This window comes from Marinobacter alkalisoli (assembly GCF_045449855.1).
In the GTDB taxonomy this organism is placed as follows: domain Bacteria; phylum Pseudomonadota; class Gammaproteobacteria; order Pseudomonadales; family Oleiphilaceae; genus Marinobacter.
The window spans coordinates 308,612-330,377 of record NZ_JBJJLC010000012.1; the positions used below are offsets into that span (position 1 = coordinate 308,612).

19 protein-coding genes are annotated in these 21,766 nt (G+C 57.5%); 16 read left to right on the forward strand and 3 right to left on the reverse strand.

The window, feature by feature from the left end; translation table 11 throughout:
* The first annotated feature begins 129 nt into the window (after nucleotides 1-129).
* From ACJO5Y_RS07165 to ACJO5Y_RS07180, 4 genes are read left to right on the forward strand one after another with little or no spacing between them, the layout of a single operon-like run.
* Nucleotides 130-1,041: a transporter gene (locus tag ACJO5Y_RS07165; protein WP_406985741.1), complete on the forward strand. Its 912-nt coding sequence runs from the start codon at nucleotides 130-132 to the stop codon at nucleotides 1,039-1,041.
* A 56-nt stretch (nucleotides 1,042-1,097) separates the two neighbouring features.
* The gene (locus ACJO5Y_RS07170) at nucleotides 1,098-1,694 is read left to right on the forward strand and encodes a gluconate 2-dehydrogenase subunit 3 family protein (protein WP_406985742.1); all 597 of its coding nucleotides are present in this window, start codon (nucleotides 1,098-1,100) and stop codon (nucleotides 1,692-1,694) included.
* A gap of 16 nt (nucleotides 1,695-1,710) precedes the next feature.
* On the forward strand, nucleotides 1,711-3,276 hold the full coding sequence (locus tag ACJO5Y_RS07175) for an FAD-dependent oxidoreductase (protein ID WP_406985743.1): 1,566 nt from the start codon (nucleotides 1,711-1,713) through the stop codon (nucleotides 3,274-3,276).
* A gap of 31 nt (nucleotides 3,277-3,307) precedes the next feature.
* Nucleotides 3,308-4,768, forward strand: a complete 1,461-nt coding sequence (locus tag ACJO5Y_RS07180) for a benzaldehyde dehydrogenase (protein ID WP_406985744.1) — start codon at nucleotides 3,308-3,310, stop codon at nucleotides 4,766-4,768.
* 378 nt (nucleotides 4,769-5,146) lie between these two features.
* Here ACJO5Y_RS07180 and ACJO5Y_RS07185 read toward each other — a convergent pair whose 3' ends face one another.
* On the reverse strand, nucleotides 5,147-5,929 hold the full coding sequence (locus tag ACJO5Y_RS07185) for a substrate-binding periplasmic protein (protein WP_406985745.1): 783 nt from the start codon (nucleotides 5,927-5,929) through the stop codon (nucleotides 5,147-5,149).
* A 359-nt stretch (nucleotides 5,930-6,288) separates the two neighbouring features.
* On the opposite strand from ACJO5Y_RS07185, the gene ACJO5Y_RS07190 reads away from it, so the two are divergent.
* The 5 genes from ACJO5Y_RS07190 to ACJO5Y_RS07210 all read left to right on the forward strand — a co-directional run bounded on the left by ACJO5Y_RS07190 (nucleotide 6,289) and on the right by ACJO5Y_RS07210 (nucleotide 10,876).
* Entirely contained in the window at nucleotides 6,289-7,464 is a 1,176-nt protein-coding gene (locus ACJO5Y_RS07190; protein ID WP_406985746.1) for an ABC transporter substrate-binding protein, read from the forward strand.
* A gap of 98 nt (nucleotides 7,465-7,562) precedes the next feature.
* Nucleotides 7,563-8,426 (forward strand): branched-chain amino acid ABC transporter permease, encoded by an 864-nt coding sequence (locus ACJO5Y_RS07195; RefSeq protein ID WP_406985747.1) that lies wholly within the window; start codon nucleotides 7,563-7,565, stop codon nucleotides 8,424-8,426.
* Nucleotides 8,427-8,439: 13 nt separating this feature from the next.
* Nucleotides 8,440-9,396 carry a branched-chain amino acid ABC transporter permease gene (locus ACJO5Y_RS07200; protein WP_406985748.1) on the forward strand — a complete coding sequence of 319 codons (957 nt, stop codon included), beginning with the start codon at nucleotides 8,440-8,442 and terminating at the stop codon, nucleotides 9,394-9,396.
* A 2-nt stretch (nucleotides 9,397-9,398) separates the two neighbouring features.
* Nucleotides 9,399-10,166, forward strand: coding sequence for an ABC transporter ATP-binding protein (locus tag ACJO5Y_RS07205; protein ID WP_406985749.1), 768 nt, complete (start codon nucleotides 9,399-9,401; stop codon nucleotides 10,164-10,166).
* On the forward strand, nucleotides 10,163-10,876 hold the full coding sequence (locus ACJO5Y_RS07210; RefSeq protein WP_406985750.1) for an ABC transporter ATP-binding protein: 714 nt from the start codon (nucleotides 10,163-10,165) through the stop codon (nucleotides 10,874-10,876). The genes ACJO5Y_RS07205 and ACJO5Y_RS07210 overlap by 4 nt, the downstream gene beginning before the upstream one ends.
* A gap of 48 nt (nucleotides 10,877-10,924) precedes the next feature.
* Here the strand turns inward: ACJO5Y_RS07210 and ACJO5Y_RS07215 are convergent, their stop codons facing one another.
* On the reverse strand, nucleotides 10,925-11,806 hold the full coding sequence (locus ACJO5Y_RS07215) for a LysR family transcriptional regulator (protein ID WP_406985751.1): 882 nt from the start codon (nucleotides 11,804-11,806) through the stop codon (nucleotides 10,925-10,927).
* A 164-nt stretch (nucleotides 11,807-11,970) separates the two neighbouring features.
* Here ACJO5Y_RS07215 and ACJO5Y_RS07220 point away from each other — a divergent pair, with 164 nt between their 5' ends.
* The 7 genes from ACJO5Y_RS07220 (at nucleotide 11,971) to ACJO5Y_RS07250 (ending at nucleotide 20,506) form a co-directional block, all read left to right on the forward strand.
* Entirely contained in the window at nucleotides 11,971-13,089 is a 1,119-nt protein-coding gene (locus tag ACJO5Y_RS07220) for an S-(hydroxymethyl)glutathione dehydrogenase/class III alcohol dehydrogenase (RefSeq protein WP_406985831.1), read from the forward strand.
* 52 nt (nucleotides 13,090-13,141) lie between these two features.
* Nucleotides 13,142-13,978 carry an S-formylglutathione hydrolase gene (gene fghA, locus ACJO5Y_RS07225; RefSeq protein ID WP_406985752.1) on the forward strand — a complete coding sequence of 279 codons (837 nt, stop codon included), beginning with the start codon at nucleotides 13,142-13,144 and terminating at the stop codon, nucleotides 13,976-13,978.
* Nucleotides 13,979-14,034: 56 nt separating this feature from the next.
* On the forward strand, nucleotides 14,035-14,925 hold the full coding sequence (locus ACJO5Y_RS07230) for a DMT family transporter (RefSeq protein ID WP_406985753.1): 891 nt from the start codon (nucleotides 14,035-14,037) through the stop codon (nucleotides 14,923-14,925).
* Between the two features lie 129 nt (nucleotides 14,926-15,054).
* Entirely contained in the window at nucleotides 15,055-15,786 is a 732-nt protein-coding gene (locus ACJO5Y_RS07235) for a flagellar motor protein MotA (protein WP_406985754.1), read from the forward strand.
* A 6-nt stretch (nucleotides 15,787-15,792) separates the two neighbouring features.
* Nucleotides 15,793-16,839: a peptidoglycan -binding protein gene (locus ACJO5Y_RS07240; protein WP_406985755.1), complete on the forward strand. Its 1,047-nt coding sequence runs from the start codon at nucleotides 15,793-15,795 to the stop codon at nucleotides 16,837-16,839.
* Between the two features lie 323 nt (nucleotides 16,840-17,162).
* Entirely contained in the window at nucleotides 17,163-18,254 is a 1,092-nt protein-coding gene (locus tag ACJO5Y_RS07245) for an OmpA family protein (protein WP_406985756.1), read from the forward strand.
* Between the two features lie 11 nt (nucleotides 18,255-18,265).
* On the forward strand, nucleotides 18,266-20,506 hold the full coding sequence (locus ACJO5Y_RS07250) for an Ig-like domain-containing domain (protein WP_406985757.1): 2,241 nt from the start codon (nucleotides 18,266-18,268) through the stop codon (nucleotides 20,504-20,506).
* Between the two features lie 118 nt (nucleotides 20,507-20,624).
* Here the strand turns inward: ACJO5Y_RS07250 and ACJO5Y_RS07255 are convergent, their stop codons facing one another.
* On the reverse strand, nucleotides 20,625-21,737 hold the full coding sequence (locus ACJO5Y_RS07255) for an S-(hydroxymethyl)glutathione dehydrogenase/class III alcohol dehydrogenase (protein WP_406985832.1): 1,113 nt from the start codon (nucleotides 21,735-21,737) through the stop codon (nucleotides 20,625-20,627).
* Nucleotides 21,738-21,766 lie beyond the last annotated feature (29 nt).

The window sequence follows — 21,766 nt, forward strand, 5'->3', positions numbered from 1 at the left end:
TTACATGAAAATAAAAACACTTATTAAAACAACAGGTTAATTGAAATTCAAAGCAAGTTGGTTGTTGGCACGATAGTCGCTCTCCTGCTTTCGCGTTGATAAAAACAACACGAAATCTGGAGCCCAACTATGCGATCTATCCTGAAGAAAGCCACTCTCGAATCCCTTGCCACGAGCTCAGCCCTGGTCCTTGCCGCAGGTCTTTTTGCCGGCACCGCCCAGTCCGCCGAGATTGCCACCGACCCCGGCGACTACACGCCACTGCCCGCGGGCGTGAATCTCGGCCTTCTCTATGGCCAGTACACCACCCGCGACACGGTCTATGCCGATGGCGACAAAGTGCCCGCTGATGCGGGGCTGGATACCACCATCGGATTGGCCCGGTTTGTCCATTTCACGGACATTGGTGGCGTGATTGTGGATCCGCAGATCATCGTGCCATTCGGCAAGGTAGACCTGAAAGAACCTTCCGGGCCGTTGCAGGCGACATCTGAAAGTGGCGTGGGTGACCCTATCGTCGGCGCAACTGCCTGGGTCATCAACAATCCGGATGACCAGGAATGGGTTGGGCTGTCTGCTTTCGTTTCCGTGCCGGTGGGCCAGTACGATGAAGACAAGGGGCCAGTAAACGTTGGAGAAAACCGTTGGAAAGGTATTTTCCAGGCGGGCTACGTAAAACACTTGACTGACAGTATCGCTCTGGACCTGCTGGCAGAGTACTCGATATACGGGGACAACGACGATTTCCTGGGCTTCAAGCGCGAGCAGGAAGACGCGCAAAGCCTGCAGGCGCACCTGCGTTACCTGATGTCCAAGAAGAGCCACATTGCACTTTCCTACTACCATTCCTTTGGGGGCGAGACCACCGTCGGTGGGCTGGAGCAGGATGATCGGGTGAACACCAATCGGTGGTTGGCAACCTACGCCACCTTCATCGACCCGACCGTGCAACTGCAGGTCCAGGCTGGCCAGGACATCGACGTGGAAAACGGATTCAAAGAAGATACCCGCCTGAACTTCCGTGTACTGAAGGTTTTCTGATCCCGCATCGCCAGAACCACGCCTTCTCAATCCAGGCAATTATTTCGGAGAACACTATGAGTCAGATGAGCGATCAGACCAAAGAAGCCATCGACCAGATCAACGGCCTGAGCCGCCGCAGTTTCCTTAAAGCCGCCAGCGGCCTTGCGGTGGCAGCCTCCATCGGCACCGGGCTTCTCGGTGCTGCGAATGCCTTCGCCTCAATGCCAGAGGGCATCAAAGTGATGTCCGCCAGCGAATACCAGGTTATGCACCGGCTTATGAAGGTGATGCTGGTAACCGAGGGAACTGGCCTGGTTCCCGCCAGCGAAATTCCCGTTATGCAGACCCTCGATGCTGCACTGCTGGCCACCATGGAACCGCACATTCTGGAGGGTCTAAAAGGTGGTATCACCTACTTCAACGAAGGCCCCAAAACCAAGTACGGCAAGCCTTTCGTGGAACTGTCCGACACACAGGCCGCGGCCTTTTGCGACACCTGGGCCGATTCCGATGAGGCACCCCACCGGGCACTGGCCATGGGCCTGAAAAAGCTCGTTGGCCTGGCCTACTGGGCAAACCCGCCAACCTGGGCCCCTCTCGGATACGGCGGGCCGGTGACGGAAAAGTGGAACCTGGAATCGCTGGGCAATGCCCCTCTACCGAAAAGCTGAAAGGCGGGAGTAGATCATGCAAGAAACAATAAAAGCTAAAACAGTGCCTGCCCATGGCTTGCAGGTAACCCAGGCGTCGGATGTCACCAGTGACAACATCGAACTCAATGCCGACGCCGTGATTATCGGCTCGGGTGCTGGCGGTGCGATTGCCGCCTACGAGTTGGCGAAAGCGGGCAAAAAAGTGGTGGTACTGGAAGCCGGCCCCTACGTGCCTTCCGAGAAATTCACCGAGATGATGGCGGTCTCCATGGATCAGCTTTATGCCGACCATGGCGGGCAATCCAATTCCGCCGGCGACATCTCGATTCTGCAGGGGGCCTGCGTTGGCGGTTCCACGGTGGTGAATGCCGCTCTGTGCTTCCGTACCCCGGATTACTATCTCGATCGATGGGCGAAGGAGTTCGGGCTGACGAACCTGACTCCCAAGGTCATGCGCCCTTACTTCGAGAAAGTCGAAGCCAACCTCGGTATCTCCCCCAACAAGGCCTTTGAAACCAGCCCCGGTGCCCAGCTTCTCAAGGGCGGCATGAAGAAGCTGAACCTTCCCGAAGGTAACGCCGTACGCAACATCCGCAACTGCGCCATGACCGGCTTCTGCTTCGCCGGCTGCAAGTCGGACCGCAAGCAATCAATGCTGATCACCTACCTGCCCTGGGCCGTGGCCTACGGCGCAACTATCTATTCCGACACCCGGGCCACGCAGATCCTGGCCAACAATGGCAAGGCAACCGGCGTACTGGCGGAGATCGTCGACCAGCAAAGCAAGACCGTCAAAAGCAAGCTCAGGGTAAACGCTCCGATTGTGGTCGGCGCCGCAGGTCCGATCCAGATGCCGATCCTGCTGCAGAAAAGCCGCCTCGCCAACAGCAACGGCCAGGTGGGCAAGAACTTCGCCTGCCACCCCACCATGTCGGTCACCGGCATGTTCGATGAAGACGTCGACAATTTCTATGGCGCCACCCATTCCCTGTACATGGATAAGTACACCATGCCGAAAGACGGTGGCTACCTGCTGCTGGACGCCATCCAGGACCCGGTTGAAGCCAGCTTCCAGGTGGAGCCGGGCACCGGCAAACCCTACGCGTCCTACATGTCGAAGTACCGGAATACCGTTCGCCTTATAACCCTTATCCACGACCAGAACGTGGGCGAGGTGAACTGGAAAAACGGCGTCAAGGAGATCAAATACTTCGTGGATGATGGTGACTTCGAGATCATGAAAGCGGGGCTGAAAACCAATGCCCGGGTGCTGTTTGCTGCAGGTGCAAAGCAGCTTTACATCCCGACCTCCCAGAAACTGACCATCGACAGCGAAGATCAGATTGATGCCGTCATTGACGGGCTCGACAACGAACCCGCGCGCTACCGTTATACCTCGTTCCACCCCCAGGGAACCTGTCGCATGGGCGCAGACCCCAAGACCACCGTGGTCTCCCCCATGGGCGAAACCCACGAGGTGAAAAACCTTTACATCGTGGATGCGAGCCTGCTGCCCACATCGATTGGCTACAACCCGTCGGAAACCGTGTACGCGCTGGCTCACTACATCAGCGACCAGATCAACCGGGCCCACGCCTGATGACGATGAACAATGTTAAGGAGCACACACCATGGATATGCCAGTAAACCCCGTGTGGCAGCAGCACCTGTTTTTGGGTGCCTGGCAGAGTGGGGACGGAGAGCAGATCGCTGTTACGGAACCCGCAACCGGGGATGTCATCTCACAACTGAAAGCCGCCACCCCGGCTGACGTTGACCGGGCCGCCACGATTGCCAGCGATGCCCACAAGCGGTGGATGGCCGTACCCTTCGACCAGAAAGCCGAGATCCTGCGCAAGGCCGCCGCCCTGCTCAAAGAGCGGGCCGACGAGATCAACAGCTGGAACACCCGCGAATGCGGTTCCATCGGCCCCAAAGCAGACTGGGAGCTACAGGCCACTTACGAACAGGCACAGATGGCCGCTGCCCTGCCTATGCAACCCAGTGGCGAGATATTCCCGTCCAACATCCCGGGCAAGCGCAACTACTGGAAGCGGGTGCCCATTGGCACCGTGGGCGTTATAGCGCCCTGGAACTTCCCTATTCTTCTTGCCATGCGATCCGTGTTCCCGGCGCTGGCCATGGGCAACTGCGTGATACTCAAACCGGACCCCAAAAGTGCCATCTGCGGCGGTGCGCTGATGGCCCAGATACTGGAAGACGCCGGGCTACCCGAGGGGGTTTTCCATGTGCTACCCGGCGGGCCTGACGTGGGAGAAGCGTTGGTTCAGCATCCATTGGTCAGGATGATCTCGTTCACCGGTTCAACCTCAGTGGGCAAGAAAATCGGCGAAACATGCGGTCGGATGCTGAAGAAAGTCGCACTGGAGCTCGGCGGCAACAACGCCCAGGTGGTGCTTGAAGACGCAGACGTGGATATCGCCAGTTCCTGCGGCGCCTGGGGCTCGTTCCTGCATCAGGGGCAGATCTGTATGCAGACCGGGCGTCACCTGGTGCATCGCTCAGTGGCGGATGAGTACATTGAGCGTCTGGCCGCCCGTGCTGGAAACCTCGCTTGCGGTAACCCAGCACAGGAGCAGGTTCACCTTGGCCCCCTGATTAACGAGACCCAGGCACAGCGTGTCGAAGACATCGTCAATCGCTCTGTTGCGATGGGTGCAAGGATCGTCGTCGGCGGCAAACGCAACGGCAACTATTACGACGCCACCGTCATCGCGGACGTCACTCCGGATATGCCGGTCTTCTCCAAGGAAGTCTTTGGACCGGTGGCGCCGGTAATGGCCTTTGGCTCAGATGCGGAGGCTTGTGCGCTGGTCAACGAATCCCCCTATGGTCTGGCGGCAGCGATCCATTCAGGTTCAACAGAACGGGCGTTGAAAATCGCCAACCAGATACAGGTCGGGATGGTTCACATCAACGATCAAACGGTTAATAACGAGTTCCAGGTGCCCTTTGGCGGCATGGGCAGTTCAGGCAACAGCGGTCGTTTTGGTGGCCCTGCCAATATTGAAGAATTCACCGCCAGCCAGTGGGTGAGCGTAATGGAGGAAGGTATCCAGTACCCGTTCTGATCTTTACCCGCCGTATCTCGATTATCAGGACCCGCAGGACAGTCCTGTCCTTGCCCGGCCCCCTCGCGTCCGGGCTTTTTTATTCATGCACATCACGGACATCTATCTGCGCTAATTGGGTAGAGGCACTTACCCTATCTCCTCGAGCGAGATCGGCCTCGCCAGCGGCTATATGACATTCGGCACTGACTCGGGTCACCGCAACGCGGATGCCTCGGGGCCCACGGAGATGGCGTCTGGATAAACGATGCGGAAGTGGAAACGCTTGGTCAAGGCGTCGTAGCTGCCTGTGACGAGGGACGACAGCCTCTCCGCTGCGCAAGTTGGTCTGGTTGAGGCCATCGGTTCGCGTTACAGCTTCAGCTCAACGGATTCAGCTCACTCGTATTGCTCAACAATCGATTCCAGCTCCCCCGCACTCCGGGCCGCATCCATAGCATTCCGGAGCGCAGCGACAATCTCCGGAGATGTTTCGTTACTGACTGACAAATACAGTGGGGTCTCCTTGAATTCCAGCACAGGATTCAATCCTTCAATCCCGTACTCTGCCTTTGCTACAAGCGGCCCCATAACAGCGTCGGTTACCCAAAGATCAACCTGCCCCAACACCAAGCGCCGGGCATTTACATCTCCCGAGGCACCCATCGTCAGGTTAAAGCCCTGATCCACCAGATATTGCGACATAACATCGCCCTTGTAGCCGGCAATACGCAAGCCCCTGGCGTCTTCAAGATCGGACAGGGTGATGTCGGATTTTGGGGCCGAAAACAACGTCCATCTAAGGGTCATCAATGGCCCCACCCACTGGAACAGGTCTTCGCGCTCATTCGTGCGAGCGGTACAGAATACACCGTGATTTTCACGTCCCTGAACCCGATTAAAGGCATAGCTCCAGGCCCGCATTTTCATCACATAGTCGTACTCTGTCCGGGCCATGATTGCTTTCACCATGTCGCTACACACGCCCTCGATTTCATCTTCACTGTGAGCAAAATCCTGACCGGATTTGGAAGCGTGTAAGGGTGGATAGTTCTGCGTAAAGAGATAAAGGCGCTCCGCAGCCAGCGCTTCAGGGCTGGCTGCAACCAGTCCCATTATGAACATTACAGCCCTGGCCGTCCGAAAAAAGCAGCCCATGGTGAGTGCGGTCATGATGTGCATTTGAAAATCCTTTGTCGATTCTTGTTGGATAGCGCGAAACACATTGGCTTCAAATCTAAAAAATAATTACAAATAGTTATCTCGAATAGAGCGATACGGCCTGGTTATCGACCAGAAGTATCACCGCAAATTATCGATGATTTTTTATCGCGCCAATATCCTATTAAAGAAACCGTATTATCCGTTTTCTGAAGCCTCCAACCCGACCGCGCACCGCCAACTTCGCTGATGGCGCATTCAATATCGAACCCAAGCTCGCGGATGCATGTAGGGGACACCTCTGTGCAGAAAACGGATATCTCTTGAAAGCCTTCCAGAATCTAATGACAGAACCCAAAACAACAATCTGAGGTGTTGAAATGAGCAGGACCAAAACGCTTGCCAGCGCTGTTCTGGCAACCACCCTTACCGCCGGGCTTTCAACCTCTGCCCTGGCGGCTGCCGGTGACCCGGTCAAAATCGGCATCATGCTGCCGTTCAGCGGTATTTATGCGCAACTCGGCGAAGCGGGCCGCGATGGCCTGAAGCTGGCGCTGAAGGAAAAGGCTTCCCAACTTCACGGTTCCCCGGTTGAATTCATCGAACTGGACACCGAAGCCAAACCGTCCCGGGCGCCGGAGCTGGCATCATCACTGCTCAACCAACACGAAGCAGACTTCGTCATTGGCCCGGTTCACTCCGGGGTAGCCATGGGCATGATCAAGATGCTGCGCGGCAAGGACACCATCATGATTATCCCCAACGCCGGTTCCGCCGCGGCCACCGGCCCGCTATGTTCACCCAACGTCTTCCGTACCTCTTTCTCTTCCTGGCAGCCGTCTTATCCGATGGGCAAGGTCGCACTTGAGAAGGGCTACAAGAAAGTTTACGCCATCAGTTGGAACTACGGCATGGGCCGCGAAAGCCTGGATGCCTTCGCCGAATCGTTCGAAGCCGGCGGCGGTGAGATTGTCGAGAAGGTGCTGCTGCCCTTCCCCTCCACCAACTTCCAGTCTCATGTCAGTGACATTGCCGATGAGAAGCCGGATGCCGTCTTCACCTTCTTTGCCGGCGGTGGCGCCATCAAGTTTGCCAAGGACTTTGATGCCATGGGCCTGCGCGGCAAGATCCCGCTGCTGGGTTCCGGCTTCCTGACCGAAGGTACCCTGGAAGCTCAGGGCCCGGCCGCCGAAGGCATCATGACCGGTCTGCACTACGCCGAGCAGCTTGATGTTCCCAAGAACCAGGAATTCCGCGAGGCCTTCAACACAGAATACGGTCACTATCCGGACATCTACGCCGTTCAGGGCTACGACGCCGGCCAGGCCATCGCTGACACCATCGGCCAGCTTGGTGGTGACATCTCGGACAAGCAGGCCGTGATCAGCACCATGGAGAAACTGACCATCGACAGCCCACGGGGGGAATTCACCTTCTCCCGGGCCCACAACCCGATCCAGAACATCTATCTGCGGGAAGTGAAAGATGGCGTGAACGTGGTGCAGAGCGTGGCTGCCGAAGCGCTGGAAGATCCGGCTCGCGGCTGCAAGCTCTGAGCACGGGTTCCACTGGCTCCCGGCAGCCGCCGGGAGCCTCTCCGAAGCTGCCTGCCCGCCCCTGAACTGATTTATCCGTAAAACCGTTGGGTATCACTATGTCTACCGAACTTTTCTTCGTGCAACTCATTAATGGTCTCCAGTATGGGTTGCTGCTGTTTCTGATCGCCTCCGGCCTGACCCTGGTATTCGGCGTGATGGGCATCCTCAACCTGGCCCATGGCTCCATGTACATGGTAGGTGCCTATCTGGTGTGGTATTTCGTCGCCGTAACCGGCAGCTTTACCGCATCCGCCATTCTCTCGGCGGTCATCGCACTGGGCCTCGGCATATTCATTGAGCGGGTTCTGATACAGCGGCTGTATAACCGTAACCACCTGGACCAGGTGCTGCTGACCATCGGCATGATCTTCGTATTCAACTCCCTGCAAAGCATTCTCTGGGGCAACGATCCTTACGGCGTTGCTGTTCCAGACGCGCTTGGCGGCTCTGTGCCCTTCACCGACAACTCCAGCTATCCGGTGTACCGCATTTTCGCGGCGCTCATCTGTATCGCTATCGCCGCCGCGCTGTATTTCGTGGTGAGCAAAACCCGCCTCGGCATGCTGATCCGCGCTGGCGAATCCAACCGGGAAATGGTGGAAGCCCTGGGCGTCAACATCAAAAGCCTTTACACCATCGTGTTCGCCATCGGCGTCATGCTGGCCGCAGTTTCCGGCATTATTGCCGCCCCCATGCGCTCCATTGTTCCGGGTATGGGGGAAAGCGTGTTGATCACCTGTTTCGTGGTGGTGGTTATTGGCGGCATGGGCTCAATCAAGGGGGCCTTCGTCGGTGCCTTGCTGGTGGGGGTTATCAGCACCTTTGCCGCGGTACTGATGCCCACCATGTCCAACATGATTATCTACATCTTTATGATCCTGGTGCTGCTGGTGAAGCCCCAGGGCCTGTTCGCCAAGTAAGCGGGAGCCGAACATGATTTTCGAGAAACGCACCGAACGCATCTTCCTGGCGATCTTCTTTGTCATCGCCCTCTGTATTCCCCTGTTCCTGGAGGCCAACTCGTTCTTTGTGGGCAAGGTCACCACCATCCTGATCCTGGCAGTGTTCGTGATGTCCCTGGATTTTCTGGTGGGGCGTGTTGGCCTGGTGACCCTGGGGCACGCACTTTTCTATGGGCTGGGGGGCTATCTGTTTGTGATCCTCACGCCGGAGTATGAAGCCGTCAACTTCTGGGTCTACGCCTTCTATATCCTGGGAATCAACGCTGTGGTCGCCCTCGTTATCGGTGCTGTGGTGTTACGCACGTCGGGCATCTACTTCATCATGATCACCTTGGCCATATCACAGATGGTCTACTACTTCTTCTTCGACTCCCTGGAGTTTGGCGGAAACGATGGCCTGTTCATTTTCATGAAGCCGGAGACCAGCATCTTCGGGCTGAGCTTCCTGAACCTGGATAACCCGACGCACTTCTACTATCTGGCATTGCTGGCCGTGCTGGTCACCCTGCTGGCCATCAAGATCATCCTGCGTTCGCGCTTTGGTCGAATCGTCGAAGCGAGCCGCCTGAACCCGGAGCGTACCGAGGCCCTGGGCTACAACATCTTCGCCTTCCGCCTGATCAGCTATGTCATCGGCAGCACCCTGGCCGCCTACGCCGGTTTGCTGTTTGCCCTGCAGTACGGCTACGTGAACCCGCAGTTCATGACCTGGGAAATGTCCGGCACCGCGCTGGTGATGTCGATCCTCGGCGGCATGGGCACGATCTACGGCGCCATTCTCGGCACCATCACTTACGAGGGCCTGCAGTATTTCTTCGAGCACATGAGCGAAGACTGGATGCTGTTTATGGGCGGCGCCATCATCCTGATGGTGTTGCTGCTGCGTAAAGGCCTGGCCGGTTACCTTGAAAAGCTGCTGGAGAAATAATCATGGCCAACGACATCATTCTGGAAACCGAATCCCTCAGCAAACACTGGGGCGGCATCAAGGCGCTCAACGACATTTCGCTGCAGTTCCACGATAAGCAACTGCACGGCGTGGTCGGCCCCAACGGCGCGGGCAAGAGCACCCTGCTCAACATGTTGTGCGGCACCCTGAAGCCCACCAGCGGTTGTATCTTTCACAAGGGTGCACAGATCGAAGGCATGAAACCCTGGAAGTTCGTGCGCCGGGGTATCGGCCGCAGCTTCCAGAAAACCAATATCTATGCCGACGCCACCTGCCTGGAAAACTGCGCAGTGGCCGCCCAGCGCCGCTTTACCGGCAGCTTCAATCTGTTTGCGTCACGCCACTCCAACCAGTTGGTCAAACAGGCCGCGGAAAAGGCCCTGCATCAGGTCGGCCTGGAAAGCCGGATCAACACCGTTGCAGCGGAAATTTCCTATGGCGAGCAACGCCAGTTGGAACTGGCCATGGTACTGGCAACCGATCCCTGCATCCTGCTGCTGGACGAGCCCATGGCCGGCATGGGGCATGAGGAATCCCAGCGCATCATCGAGCTGCTGAACGAACTCAAGCAAACCTACTGCATCGTTCTGGTCGAGCACGATATGGACGCCATTTTCGAGCTGTCAGACCAGCTGACCGTGCTTGATAACGGCACTCACCTGGTCACCGGCACCGTCAACGAAGTACGCAACGAGCCCCGAGTGAAAGAAGCCTACCTCGGGAAAGAAGAGGAGGAGGAAGCGGCATGAGCAACAACCTTCTGGAAGTCCGGAACATCAACACCCTCTATGGTCGCAGTCACATCCTCCATGACCTGTCGTTCCAACTGGGCAAGGGTCAATCCATGAGCCTGATGGGGCGCAATGGCATGGGCAAGACCACCACGCTGAAATCCATTCTCGGGATTGTGACGCCGCGCAGCGGCCACGTGTATTTTGACGACGAAGATGTCAGCAAACTGCCCACCTGGAAACGGATGCGAAAGGATATTGCCTATGTGCCCGAGGGCCGGGGCATGTTCCATAACCTGACGGTCAGGGAACACCTACAAATGGCCGCACGCCCCGGCAGCAACGGTGAGACCAACTGGGACTATGACCGCGTGCTGGAAACCTTTCCCCGCCTGCAGGAGCGCTTGTCCAACCTCGGAACAGAGCTGTCCGGCGGTGAACAACAAATGCTCGCCATTGGACGCGCGCTGGTCACCAATCCCCGGCTAATGATTCTGGATGAGGCCACGGAAGGGCTGGCCCCGCTGATTCGCCAGGATATCTGGAACGTCATCGCCACCATTCGGGAATCGGGCATATCCACCCTCGTTGTCGACAAGAACATCAAAGCCCTGAAAAAGCTGTGCGACCGCCATGTGGTGATCGTGAAAGGCAAAGTTCACTTCGATGGCAGTTCCAAAGAGCTGGACAACAACCTCGAAAAAGTGGAAACAGCACTCAGTGTATAAAATGGATAGGGATGGTTATTAACCAGATATTCGTGCCCAGGATCACCATCAGTTGATCACCGCGCCGAGCGACTCAGCAAAATAATCAAGCAACATTCGCACCTTGGGCGACAGATGGCGGTTATGGGGATACACGGCCCAGATGCCATCATCATCCTCCTGGTGATGGGTCAGAAGCGGTAACAGGGCACCAGACTCCAGTGCCGGCTGAACGTAGTAATCCGGCAACTGGACGATACCAATGCCCTTGAGTGCTGCATCCAGCAGGGCCCTCCCGCTGTCGCAGCGGACGTTGCCGCTTACCCGGATATTGCGGGGCTTGCCCGCTTCCTGAAAGCGCCAGTAATCGAGATTGCCCTGAAGGCAGTTATGGTGTTCCAGTTCAGACAATGAATGAGGGGTACCGTGGACCGAGAGATAGGCAGGCGAGGCACACACATACAGGGTCCGGGAGGCCAGGCGTCGGGCCATCAAGCTGGAGTCCTCGAGCTTACCGAGTCGCACTGCAAGATCGTATCCTTCGGCCACCAGATCCAGTGTCTGGTTGGTGAGGTTCATTTCGACGTCGAGTTCCGGGTAACGCAATACAAAGTCGTTGACCAGGGGTGCTATCGACTTCTCTCCGTAGGTCACCGGTGCAGTCAGCCTCAGCCTGCCCCGGGGGACGAGCTGCATATTGGTGATGGAACGTTCCGCCTGTTCAAGGGCATCGAGCACCGGCCGACAATGCTGATAGTAGATCTGTCCGGCCTCGGTTACGGAAACCCGCCGGGTCGTTCTATAGAAAAGGCGGGTGGATAACCGTGATTCAAGCGCACTGACCTGCCGGCTAACCTGGGCTGTCGAGACACCCAGTCGTTTCGCAGCACGGGTGAAACTTTCTGTTTCTGCCACAGCAACGAACTCGTTCACGCCTTCCCAGTGATACATACCCTACCCTATGTCGTTTCTTCCGGCCCTTATTGTTGCACACAGGTAAAAGTGATTTAACGGGATCCGCCATTATCAATCAGTTTGAGGTAAATACAATGGGCTGATGAGTCGGGCGGCTTCCCGCCTGCCACGTATGACCAACGGAGAGAGTTATGGCTGAGATGATCAAATCGAAAGCGGCAATTGCCTGGGGACCAGGCCAGCCACTGTCAATTGAAGAAGTGGATGTCATGCCCCCGCAAGCGGGAGAGGTTCTGGTGAAAGTCATCGCCACCGGTGTCTGTCACACCGATGCGTTCACCCTCTCCGGTGAAGATCCGGAAGGCAACTTCCCGGCGATCCTCGGTCACGAAGGCGGCGGCATCGTGGAAGCGGTCGGTGAAGGTGTCACCAGTGTCGAGATCGGGGACCACGTCATCCCCCTGTATACGCCGGAGTGTGGCGAGTGCAAGTTCTGCCTGTCCGGCAAGACCAACCTGTGCGGTAAGATCCGTGAAACTCAGGGTAAGGGGCTGATGCCCGATGGCACCAGCCGTTTCTATAAGGACGGCCAGCCCATCCATCACTACATGGGCTGCTCCACCTTCTCCGAATACACCGTGCTGCCAGAGATCTCCCTGGCCAGGGTCAACAAGGACGCGCCGCTGGAAGAAGTCTGCCTGCTGGGTTGCGGCGTGACCACCGGTATGGGCGCGGTGATGAACACCGCCAAGGTGGAAGAAGGCGCAACCGTGGCGATCTTCGGGCTCGGTGGCATTGGCCTGTCCGCCATTATCGGCGCCACCATGGCCAAAGCCAGCCGCATCATCGGCATCGACATCAACGAGAGCAAGTTCGACCTGGCCCGCCAGCTTGGCGCAACCGACTGCATCAACCCGAAAGACTACGACAACCCGATTCAGGAAGTGATCGTCGAGCTGACCGAGGGTGGCGTGGACTATTCCTTTGAATGCATCGGTAATGTGGATGTGATGCGATCAGCCCTGGAGTGCTGCCACAAGGGCTGGGGTGAGTCCGTCATCATTGGTGTCGCCGGGGCTGGCCAGGAAATCTCCACCCGTCCGTTCCAGCTCGTCACCGGTCGGGTCTGGAAAGGTTCCGCCTTCGGCGGCGTCAAGGGCCGGTCCGAGCTGCCGGGCATTGTCGAGCGCTACCTGCAGGGTGAGTTCAAACTCAATGATTTCATCACCCACACCATGGGGCTGGAAGACATCAATGAGGCCTTCGAGCTGATGCACGAAGGCAAGAGCATCCGCAGCGTCATCCATTTCGACAAGTGATCCTAATGGCCGCCTGCCCTGTCAGGCAGGTGGCCCGTCGACGGAGTTTCCAATGACCCTTGAAAACCTGAGCAGCAACAAAAGTTTTGGTGGCTGGCACAAGCAGTACAGTCATCGGTCCGACAGCCTTGGCTGCGCCATGCGCTTCGCGATTTACCTGCCACCGCAGGTCGCCAATGGGCAAAAGGTACCGGTGCTTTACTGGCTGTCCGGCCTGACCTGTACCGATGAGAACTTCATGCAGAAAGCCGGCGCCCAGCGCGTGGCAGCGGAGCTGGGCATGGCCATCGTGGCGCCGGACACCAGCCCGAGAGGCGAAGGTGTTGCCGACGATGAGAGTTACGATCTGGGCCAGGGTGCAGGCTTCTATGTCAATGCCACCGAAAGCCCCTGGAACCGGCACTACCAGATGTACGATTACGTGCTGAATGAGTTGCCGGCTCTGGTCGAGGGCGTTTTCCCGGTCACTGACCAACGCTCAATCGCCGGCCATTCCATGGGCGGTCACGGAGCTCTGGTGCTGGCACTGCGCAATCCCGAACGCTACCAGTCAGTCTCCGCGTTCAGCCCGATCAGCAATCCGGTCAACTGCCCCTGGGGCAAGAAAGCCTTTACCGCCTATCTGGGCAGGGACACCGCTCACTGGGCGGATTACGACGCCAGCTTGCTGATGCGGAAAGCGCGGCAGTTTGTACCGGCCCTGGTCGACCAGGGGGACGCCGATAACTTCCTGAAGGAACAGCTACACCCGGAAGCCCTCGAGTCTGCCGCGGCCATAAGCGGTTATCCGCTGGAGCTGAACCGGCGCGAGGGCTATGACCACAGCTATTACTTCATAGCCAGCTTTATCGAGGAACATCTCCGGTTCCATGGTCGTTACCTCAGGTAATTCGCTCACATTATTAAATGACGGGCATCCGGATTTAATGGTTAATGGTGGCTCTAATGTCCTTCTCTTTACATGGCCACGAACGGGGCCTCGCGATGGCGGCCGTCGGTGTCACGGTCCTGAGCTTTGACAGCTTGCTAGTCCGGCTGGCGGCGACGGATGGGTGGAACATCATCTTCTGGCGAAGTGCCCTGATGGGACTATCGCTCGGCTTGCTGTGCCTCACCGGGCGCCGGCTGGCGACGCTGCGCGGGAATCTTGGCGTATCACTGTGCTCCGCGATACTGCTGGGCATCACCTCCAGCCTGTTTGTCCTGGCTGTCATGAACACCAAGGTAGCGAATGTGGTGGTCATCCTGAGTGCCGCCCCCCTGTTTGCTGCCATCTTCACCCATTGCTTTCTGCATGAGACAGTGGCCATGCGAACCTGGATGGCGATCATCTCGGCCATGGCCGGCATGCTGATCGTCTTCTCTGGTTCGCTGTCCGGAGATGGCCTGGTCGGCGATGTCTATGCGGTGATCGCAGCGGCCGCCGTCGGGGGTAACCTCACCCTCCTGCGCCGGCACCCCAACCTGGACAGAATTCCCCTCATCGCCATAGGGGGCGGCTTATCAGCGCTGATTGCCTGGCCGATGGCAACGCCACTGGCCCTCACGACACAAAGCTACGGCGTATTGGCCCTGATGGGGCTATTGCAGATGCCATTAGCCACCGCACTGATCAATAGTGCAACCCGCCATCTGCCGTCCGCGGAAGTTGCCCTGTTCTATTTGATTGAAGCCGTGCTTGGCACCCTGTGGGTTTGGTGGTGGTTGGATGAGCAGCCACCACAGGCGACCCTGCTGGGCGGTTCATTGATCCTGTTGACGCTCTTCGTCAATGCCTGGTTTGGCCTACGAACCTCCCGGATGGTGCAGCCCGCTGGCGAGTACCGCACCCCGTAGCGATCAACTCACTCGTCTGGAAGCAACTTCTACATACAACAATTTGTCCGCCCGTTGCACCTCACCCATCAACAACCACCAACCTGTGCTATGTTCTTTGGTACCTTCCCAAACAGGCAGGCGGTGCACATGAGCAACCCAAAACACACGTTGTTCTGGATGACACTATTCCTTGCCGTTGTGGTGGCTGTGTGCGCGCTCATCCACGCGCCCCTGACCACAGCGTTTATGGCCAACTGGGTCTTCAACCTGTTGATCGTCTGTGTGTTGGTCATCGGCATCGCGTTGACCTACCGGCAGGTTTTCATACTGTTCCCCGAGCTGCGCTGGATTGCCCAGTTCCGTACCGGCAACGCCGGGCTTTCGGTTTTGCAGGAGCCGCGGCTGCTCAAGCCACTGGCGAAACAGCTGGGGGACGAATATAAGCGTGATCGTTTCACCCTTTCCACGCTCTCGCTGCGCACGGTGCTTGATGGCATCCACTCGCGCATGGACGAGCAGCGGGAAATCACCCGCTACTTCATCAGCCTGCTGATTTTTTTGGGGCTGCTTGGCACATTCTGGGGGCTACTGGGCACGATCAACGCGGTAGGTGATGTCATCACCAACCTCAACATGGACCAGGACGATTTTGGCGTTGTGTTCGCCGATCTGCAGGCGGGCCTGCAAACGCCGCTGCAGGGCATGGGCACCGCGTTCAGTTCGTCCCTGCTGGGGTTGGGTGGATCACTGATCCTGGGATTTATGGACATCCAGGCGGGCCATGCCCAGAACCGTTTCTATGACGGGCTGGAGGAATGGCTTACCAGCGTCACCAACCTCGTGGATACCGTTGAAGATCATGGCCAACAGATCGGGTAATGCCTCGTGATCGGTTCCAAGCGCCGCGCCCGCAGCACCATCAATGTCTGGCCGGGTTATGTGGATGCCCTGTCAGCACTGCTGATGCTCATCATTTTCATGCTGCTGATTTACGTCGTCAGCCAGCTGTACCTGTCCCAGACCCTGTCCGACCGCAACATGGAACTGGCGCGGCTGAACGATCGCCTGAATGATATTTCCCGCCTGCTGGGCCTGGAGAAAGACAAGAATACCGTGCTCCAGAGCCAGCTGGAGGCAAGCCTGACCCGCAACGAAGAACTCCAGATGCGTTTCGAGAGCGTGCGAAACCAGCTCATGCAACAGTCAGCCGAGGCGCAAGCCCGGGAAGAACAGCTGAACGCCCTGCACCAGGCGGCGGAAGAGCGTGAACAGGTGCTGGATGAAAAAGACGAACTCTCCGCCAGCCAGCAGGACATGATCCTGCGTTTGTCCAACCAGATTGCAGCCCTTGAGCATCAACTCAGGCAGATTGCCTCCGCCCTGAAACTTCAGGAACAGCAAACGGCGGAAAAAGAAGCCGAACTGGAGGATGTGAGCCGGCGGCTCAATACCCTGCTGGCCGAGCGGGTGAACGAACTGGAGCAATATCAGTCGGAGTTTTTTGCCCGGTTACGGAGAATTCTGGAAGAAAACGAAAATATCCGGGTGGTCGGCGACCGCTTCCTGCTGCCGTCGGAGCTGCTGTTTGCCTCCGGCTCGGCGCAACTGGGCGAAGATGGTCAGGGCGAGTTGGATAAACTGGCGGAGGTGTTACTGGATGTGGTCGAGCGGATACCGGGGGACATCGACTGGATTCTGCGGATCGACGGGCACACCGACGTAATTCCCATCAACACGCCCCAGTTCCCGTCCAACTGGGAGTTGTCCACTGCTCGCGCGGTGGCGGTAGTTCGCTACCTGGCCGAACAGGGCATTCCCGAGCGGCGCATGGTCGCAGCCGGCTTCGGCGAATTTTTTCCTGTTACCGAAGGCACCTCACCGGAAGCACTTCAGCAGAACCGGCGAATTGAGCTCAAGTTGACCGACCGCTAACCTCAATCTTACGCACTTCCCTGATATCTCATAAGGTTATATCAACCTGCATGCCACTGCGGCCTTCTGAACGTTGGCCGGATTGAACCCGCCCAATTGTAAATCTCTGTAAAATCTGGCAATTACGGCGCAAAAACTGGTCAATTTGCCGCCCCTACCGGACTTTTCGGCCAATGCCCGCGCACAAACCAATGACGTATGTTCCGAACCATTAACAATTAGAAACATTCTGAAACATTTCGCCAAAAGTATACCTATCTTACGCGCCGACGGATCACCGGGCGATAACAAAGAATCAAAAACGTGAAAAGGATCACACACCTATGACTCAACTCCATAAATTACTGCTGGCCGGGTGCATCGCATTGCCCGCCAGCTGGGCACACGCCGACTCCGAACATTTTCCGCTTTCATACAGTTTCATCGGCGCCGAAGTGGGCTACGTCGATTCCGGTAACTCCAAAGACAAATCCTCCAACATCGACAACCTCTCCAACTATCCGGAATACGGCCTGACACTGGGCCACCAGTTCACGCCTAACTTCACCCTGATGGGAGCATTCAGCTACGGCGATTCCGAAACCCGCTCAACCAACATTGATACCGAGATTCTGAGAGGCTCGCTCGCAGGCCGGATTCATCCAGGCAAGTTCCGGCTCGCCGGCTGGCGACCATTTGCCGGCCTGGGATACAGCTATTCAGACATTGACGTGGACGGCGCGCCCAGCTCCAAAACCGAGGACGCCATCTACCTGGAGGGCGGCTTCCAGCGCATGATGACGAAGCGTTTCGTTTTCGAGGCCGGTATACGGGCCCGCACCGAAGTTGAAGACGGATACGTGGATGGCCAGGCTTTTGCCGGCGTCCAGTTCCTTTTCAACCGCTCCTACCCCGAGCGTCCCAAAGACACATTAAGCAAACGCCCGGAACCCGTCGAACCGCCCAAGGATTCGGACGGCGATGGCGTTGTGGACCCCCGTGACCTGTGCCCGGGCACCCCGAAAGGCGCTCTGGTGGATTCCGACGGTTGCGCCAAGGAGCTCACCAAAGAAATCAAGGAAACCCTCTACGTCGAGTTCGACCTCGATGGCACTGACGTGAAACCCGAATACTTCGATGAGATCGGGCGCCTGGCGGACCTGATGACCCAGTATCCAACCAGCCGGATGCTTCTCGAGGGCCACACCGACAGCACAGGCAGCGCACGCTACAACCAGAACCTTTCCCAGAGCCGTGCCGACTCGGTGATGAAGGTATTGGTCAAGGAATTCGATATCAGCTCTGAACGCATCTCAACTACGGGCATGGGGGAGTCCCAGCCCATCGCGGACAACGCGACAGATGAGGGCCGCGCGCAGAACCGCCGGGTAGAGGCCATCCTCACCGGCAAACACACTGAAATAATGAAAAAATAAAGAGGCTCAACATGGCTAATATCCGATATCAACTGGGGGTGGGTGTCACGGCCCTTTCCCTGATGATCGCAGGCTGTGGCGGTAGCGGCGGCCCCAGCGATCCACGTATTCCCGCGGAAAACACGCCTTCCGGCAACAAAGACTCAAATGTCGGCGGCGATTCGGAAACCTTCTGTTCCTCCGAGAGCACCGCATTTGAAGTGGCCGAATTTGTTCCGGCGGATGGAGAGCAGGGCGTTGAACTGAACCGCAGCCTTCGGGTGACCTTCAACGCTGATGTCGATGAAGCGTCTGTCAACCAGAACTCCCTGCCGCTGACAATTAATGGCAACGCGACTGTGGTGTCCGCAACCTACAGCGTGATGGGCAAAGCGGTTGTGATTAACCCCAACCAGGATCTTCAGGCCAACACCGACTACATGGTGAGCGCAACGTCAGACCTGCGCGCCCTTTGTGATCAGGAAGGTGACCTGACCAAGAATCTGACCGAAAACGACTCCGCCGCATTCAAGACAGGTAGCGAAGTGGATGGTCAGGGACCGTCAGCTGTTTCCTCCTCGCCTGAGGATGGCGAAACGCTGGCTCCGACGGACACCAACATCTTTGTCGAGTTCGATGAAGAGATCGACCCCCAGTCCGTCAACGCAAAAAACTTCACTGTCACGGAGATCGACGAGAACGGCAACCCGGTTGCTACCGTCGAGGGTGTGATCAACCCGGTTGGTAACTCTATCGAGTTTGACCCCGAAGCCAACCTGGATTTCCAGACCTTCTACGAGATCACCGTCGATACCACGATCACGGATCTTGCGGGTAACACCCTTGAATCGGAAGCGACCTATACCTTCCGCACGGGCGGCCTGGTTGTCATGCTCGATAACACCTTGCTGGCCGAGCCCCAGACAGCCCAATCCGGAGAGGGTTTTGACAGCGGGATACTGGTCGATGGACTGCATACTCTTGGTGGAACCCTGTTGTCCGCCCTGGAGTTCGGTGATTCCGAAGACGGCCTGAACAGCGTTGATAATGCGCTGATCCTTCAGATCCCGCTGGTGGAGGACCTGGCAAACGCCCTCACGGGCCTGAGCGCAGGTGAAACGCCTTCATTGGAAGGCACCGACCCCGCCGAATACTCATCTGCGCTTGTCGCTGTTTGTGATCCGAAATCAATCAGCACCACGGATCCAAAAGCAGATTGCGCCCTTGGCCTGGACCTCGGTCTGGATGCAACCCAACTCCAGAGCCTGGCCGATGCCTTTACCGGCGGTAACCCGGAGCAGGTTCCCGCTCTGATACAAGCCATGGCAGAGACCTTTGCGTCTGGCGACTTCAACAACCTTCCGCCGGAACTGTCGGAGGCTCTGGGAGGTCAGCTGTTCCCGGCTAACGATGGGTTCGGTGTCGAGTTCCGACTGGTGGACGACAGCAGCATTCCGCTGCCTGCCCAGGGCGAAGACGCCCTGCTGGAAGTGCTGGAAGCGTTCAACGCGATTCCGGTGCTCGGTGACCTGTTCAACTTGAATGATGACAAAGCGTTGGTAGATCTGGGCCTGTTTGAAGGTTCCCTGCTTGGTGTTGACCTGGGCGGACTGGCGTCACTGGATGTCCTGAGCGGTACCGAAACGTTCATCGGTGAGAAAGGCGTTCTGAACCTCGGCGGCTCCCTGTTCGATATGCTGCTGGAAATGGTTCCCGAGCCGGGCGGTACGCCAGGCGATATGCCGATCGACCCCGAGGATCTGCCTCTGATCGGCGATCTGCTGAACATGGAAGACAGCCCGCTTGATCCCGCCCGTCTGGGGGAACTGGCTGAAATGCTGGAGCTGCCTGAGGGCTTCGAGTTTGATCCAGAGACTCTGCCGCTGATCGGCGATATCCTCTCCGCGCTGCCCAGTGACTTCCCGGGCGAAGGCGGTGAAACGCCAGGGCTGGATGATCTGCCCGTGCTGGGCGACCTCGTCCAGTTGCTGGATCCATCCAGTCTTGAGGAGCTCGACGGCGATCAGCTGACATCCATTCCGGTGCTGGGGGATCTTGCTGAGCAACTGCTGGCGCTGAGCGATGGCGGCGAGGTGGATTCACTGCCGCTGGTTGGTGAGCTGACCACGCTTCTGGATGGTGGCGATCTGGGCGGCGACAGCCCTCTCGGCCCACTGACCAATCTGCTCAACCCGGATCAGCTGAGCGATCCGACGACGTTGTTGGAAGATCTCCTGGGGCTGCTGGATCCGCTGGGCCTGCTAAGCCTTTAAATTCAGGCATTCAGCCATCAAAAAACCCGCCAATTGGCGGGTCAATCTGAGGAGCTCCCCAGGGAGCTCCTTTTTTATGTTCGAACTACCCGATGATACGGGGCGCAGGCTTACCGACTCAAAAGTGAATCACCGACCGAATACTCTTACCCTCATGCATCAACTCAAACGCTTCATTAATATCCTCCAGCGGCATGTTGTGGGTAATAAACACATCCAGCGGGATCTCGCCTTTTTCGGCTTTTTCCACATAACCCGGCAATTCCGTCCGGCCTTTCACACCACCAAACGCCGAGCCCTTCCAGACCCGACCGGTCACCAGCTGGAACGGACGTGTACTGATTTCCTCGCCGGCGCCAGCCACGCCGATGATGATGGATTCACCCCAGCCCTTGTGGCAGCACTCCAGGGCTGAGCGCATCACGTTCACGTTGCCGATGCACTCGAAGGAGTAATCCACACCGCCGTCCGTCATTTCAACGATGACTTCCTGGGTCGACTTGTCGTAGTCCTTTGGGTTGACCACGTCGGTGGCACCGAGTTGCTTCGCAATATCGAACTTGCCCGGGTTGATGTCGATGGCGATGATGCGGCTGGCTTTAGCCATGGTCGCGCCGATGATGGCCGCCAGGCCGATACCGCCGAGGCCGAAGATGGCGACGGTGGCGCCCTCTTCCACCTTGGCCGTGTTCAGCACCGCACCAATACCGGTGGTAACACCACAGCCCAGCAGGCAGACCTTATCCAGTGGTGCTTCCTTGGGAATTTTCGCCAGGGAGACTTCCGGCAGCACGGTGTATTCAGAAAAGGTGGAGCAACCCATGTAGTGATAGATAGGCTCACCTTTATAGGAGAAACGAGAGGTGCCATCGGGCATCACGCCCTTGCCCTGGGTTTCGCGTACCGAACCACACAGGTTGGTCTTGCCGGAGGTGCAAAATTTGCACTTGCCGCATTCGGCTGTATACAGAGGAATCACGTGGTCACCCACTTCCACCGACGTGACACCTTCGCCGACAGCCTCGACAATGCCGCCACCTTCGTGGCCGAGGATCGCCGGGAAGTTGCCTTCGGAGTCGGCGCCGGACAGCGTGTAGGCATCGGTATGGCACACGCCGGTGGCGACAATGCGCACCAGCACTTCCCCTTTCTGGGGCGGGGCGACATCCACTTCCACAATTTCCAGCGGTTTGTTGGGGGCAAACGCCACCGCAGCACGGGATTTAATCACTTTCAGGCTCCTTTCGGATACGTTGAACA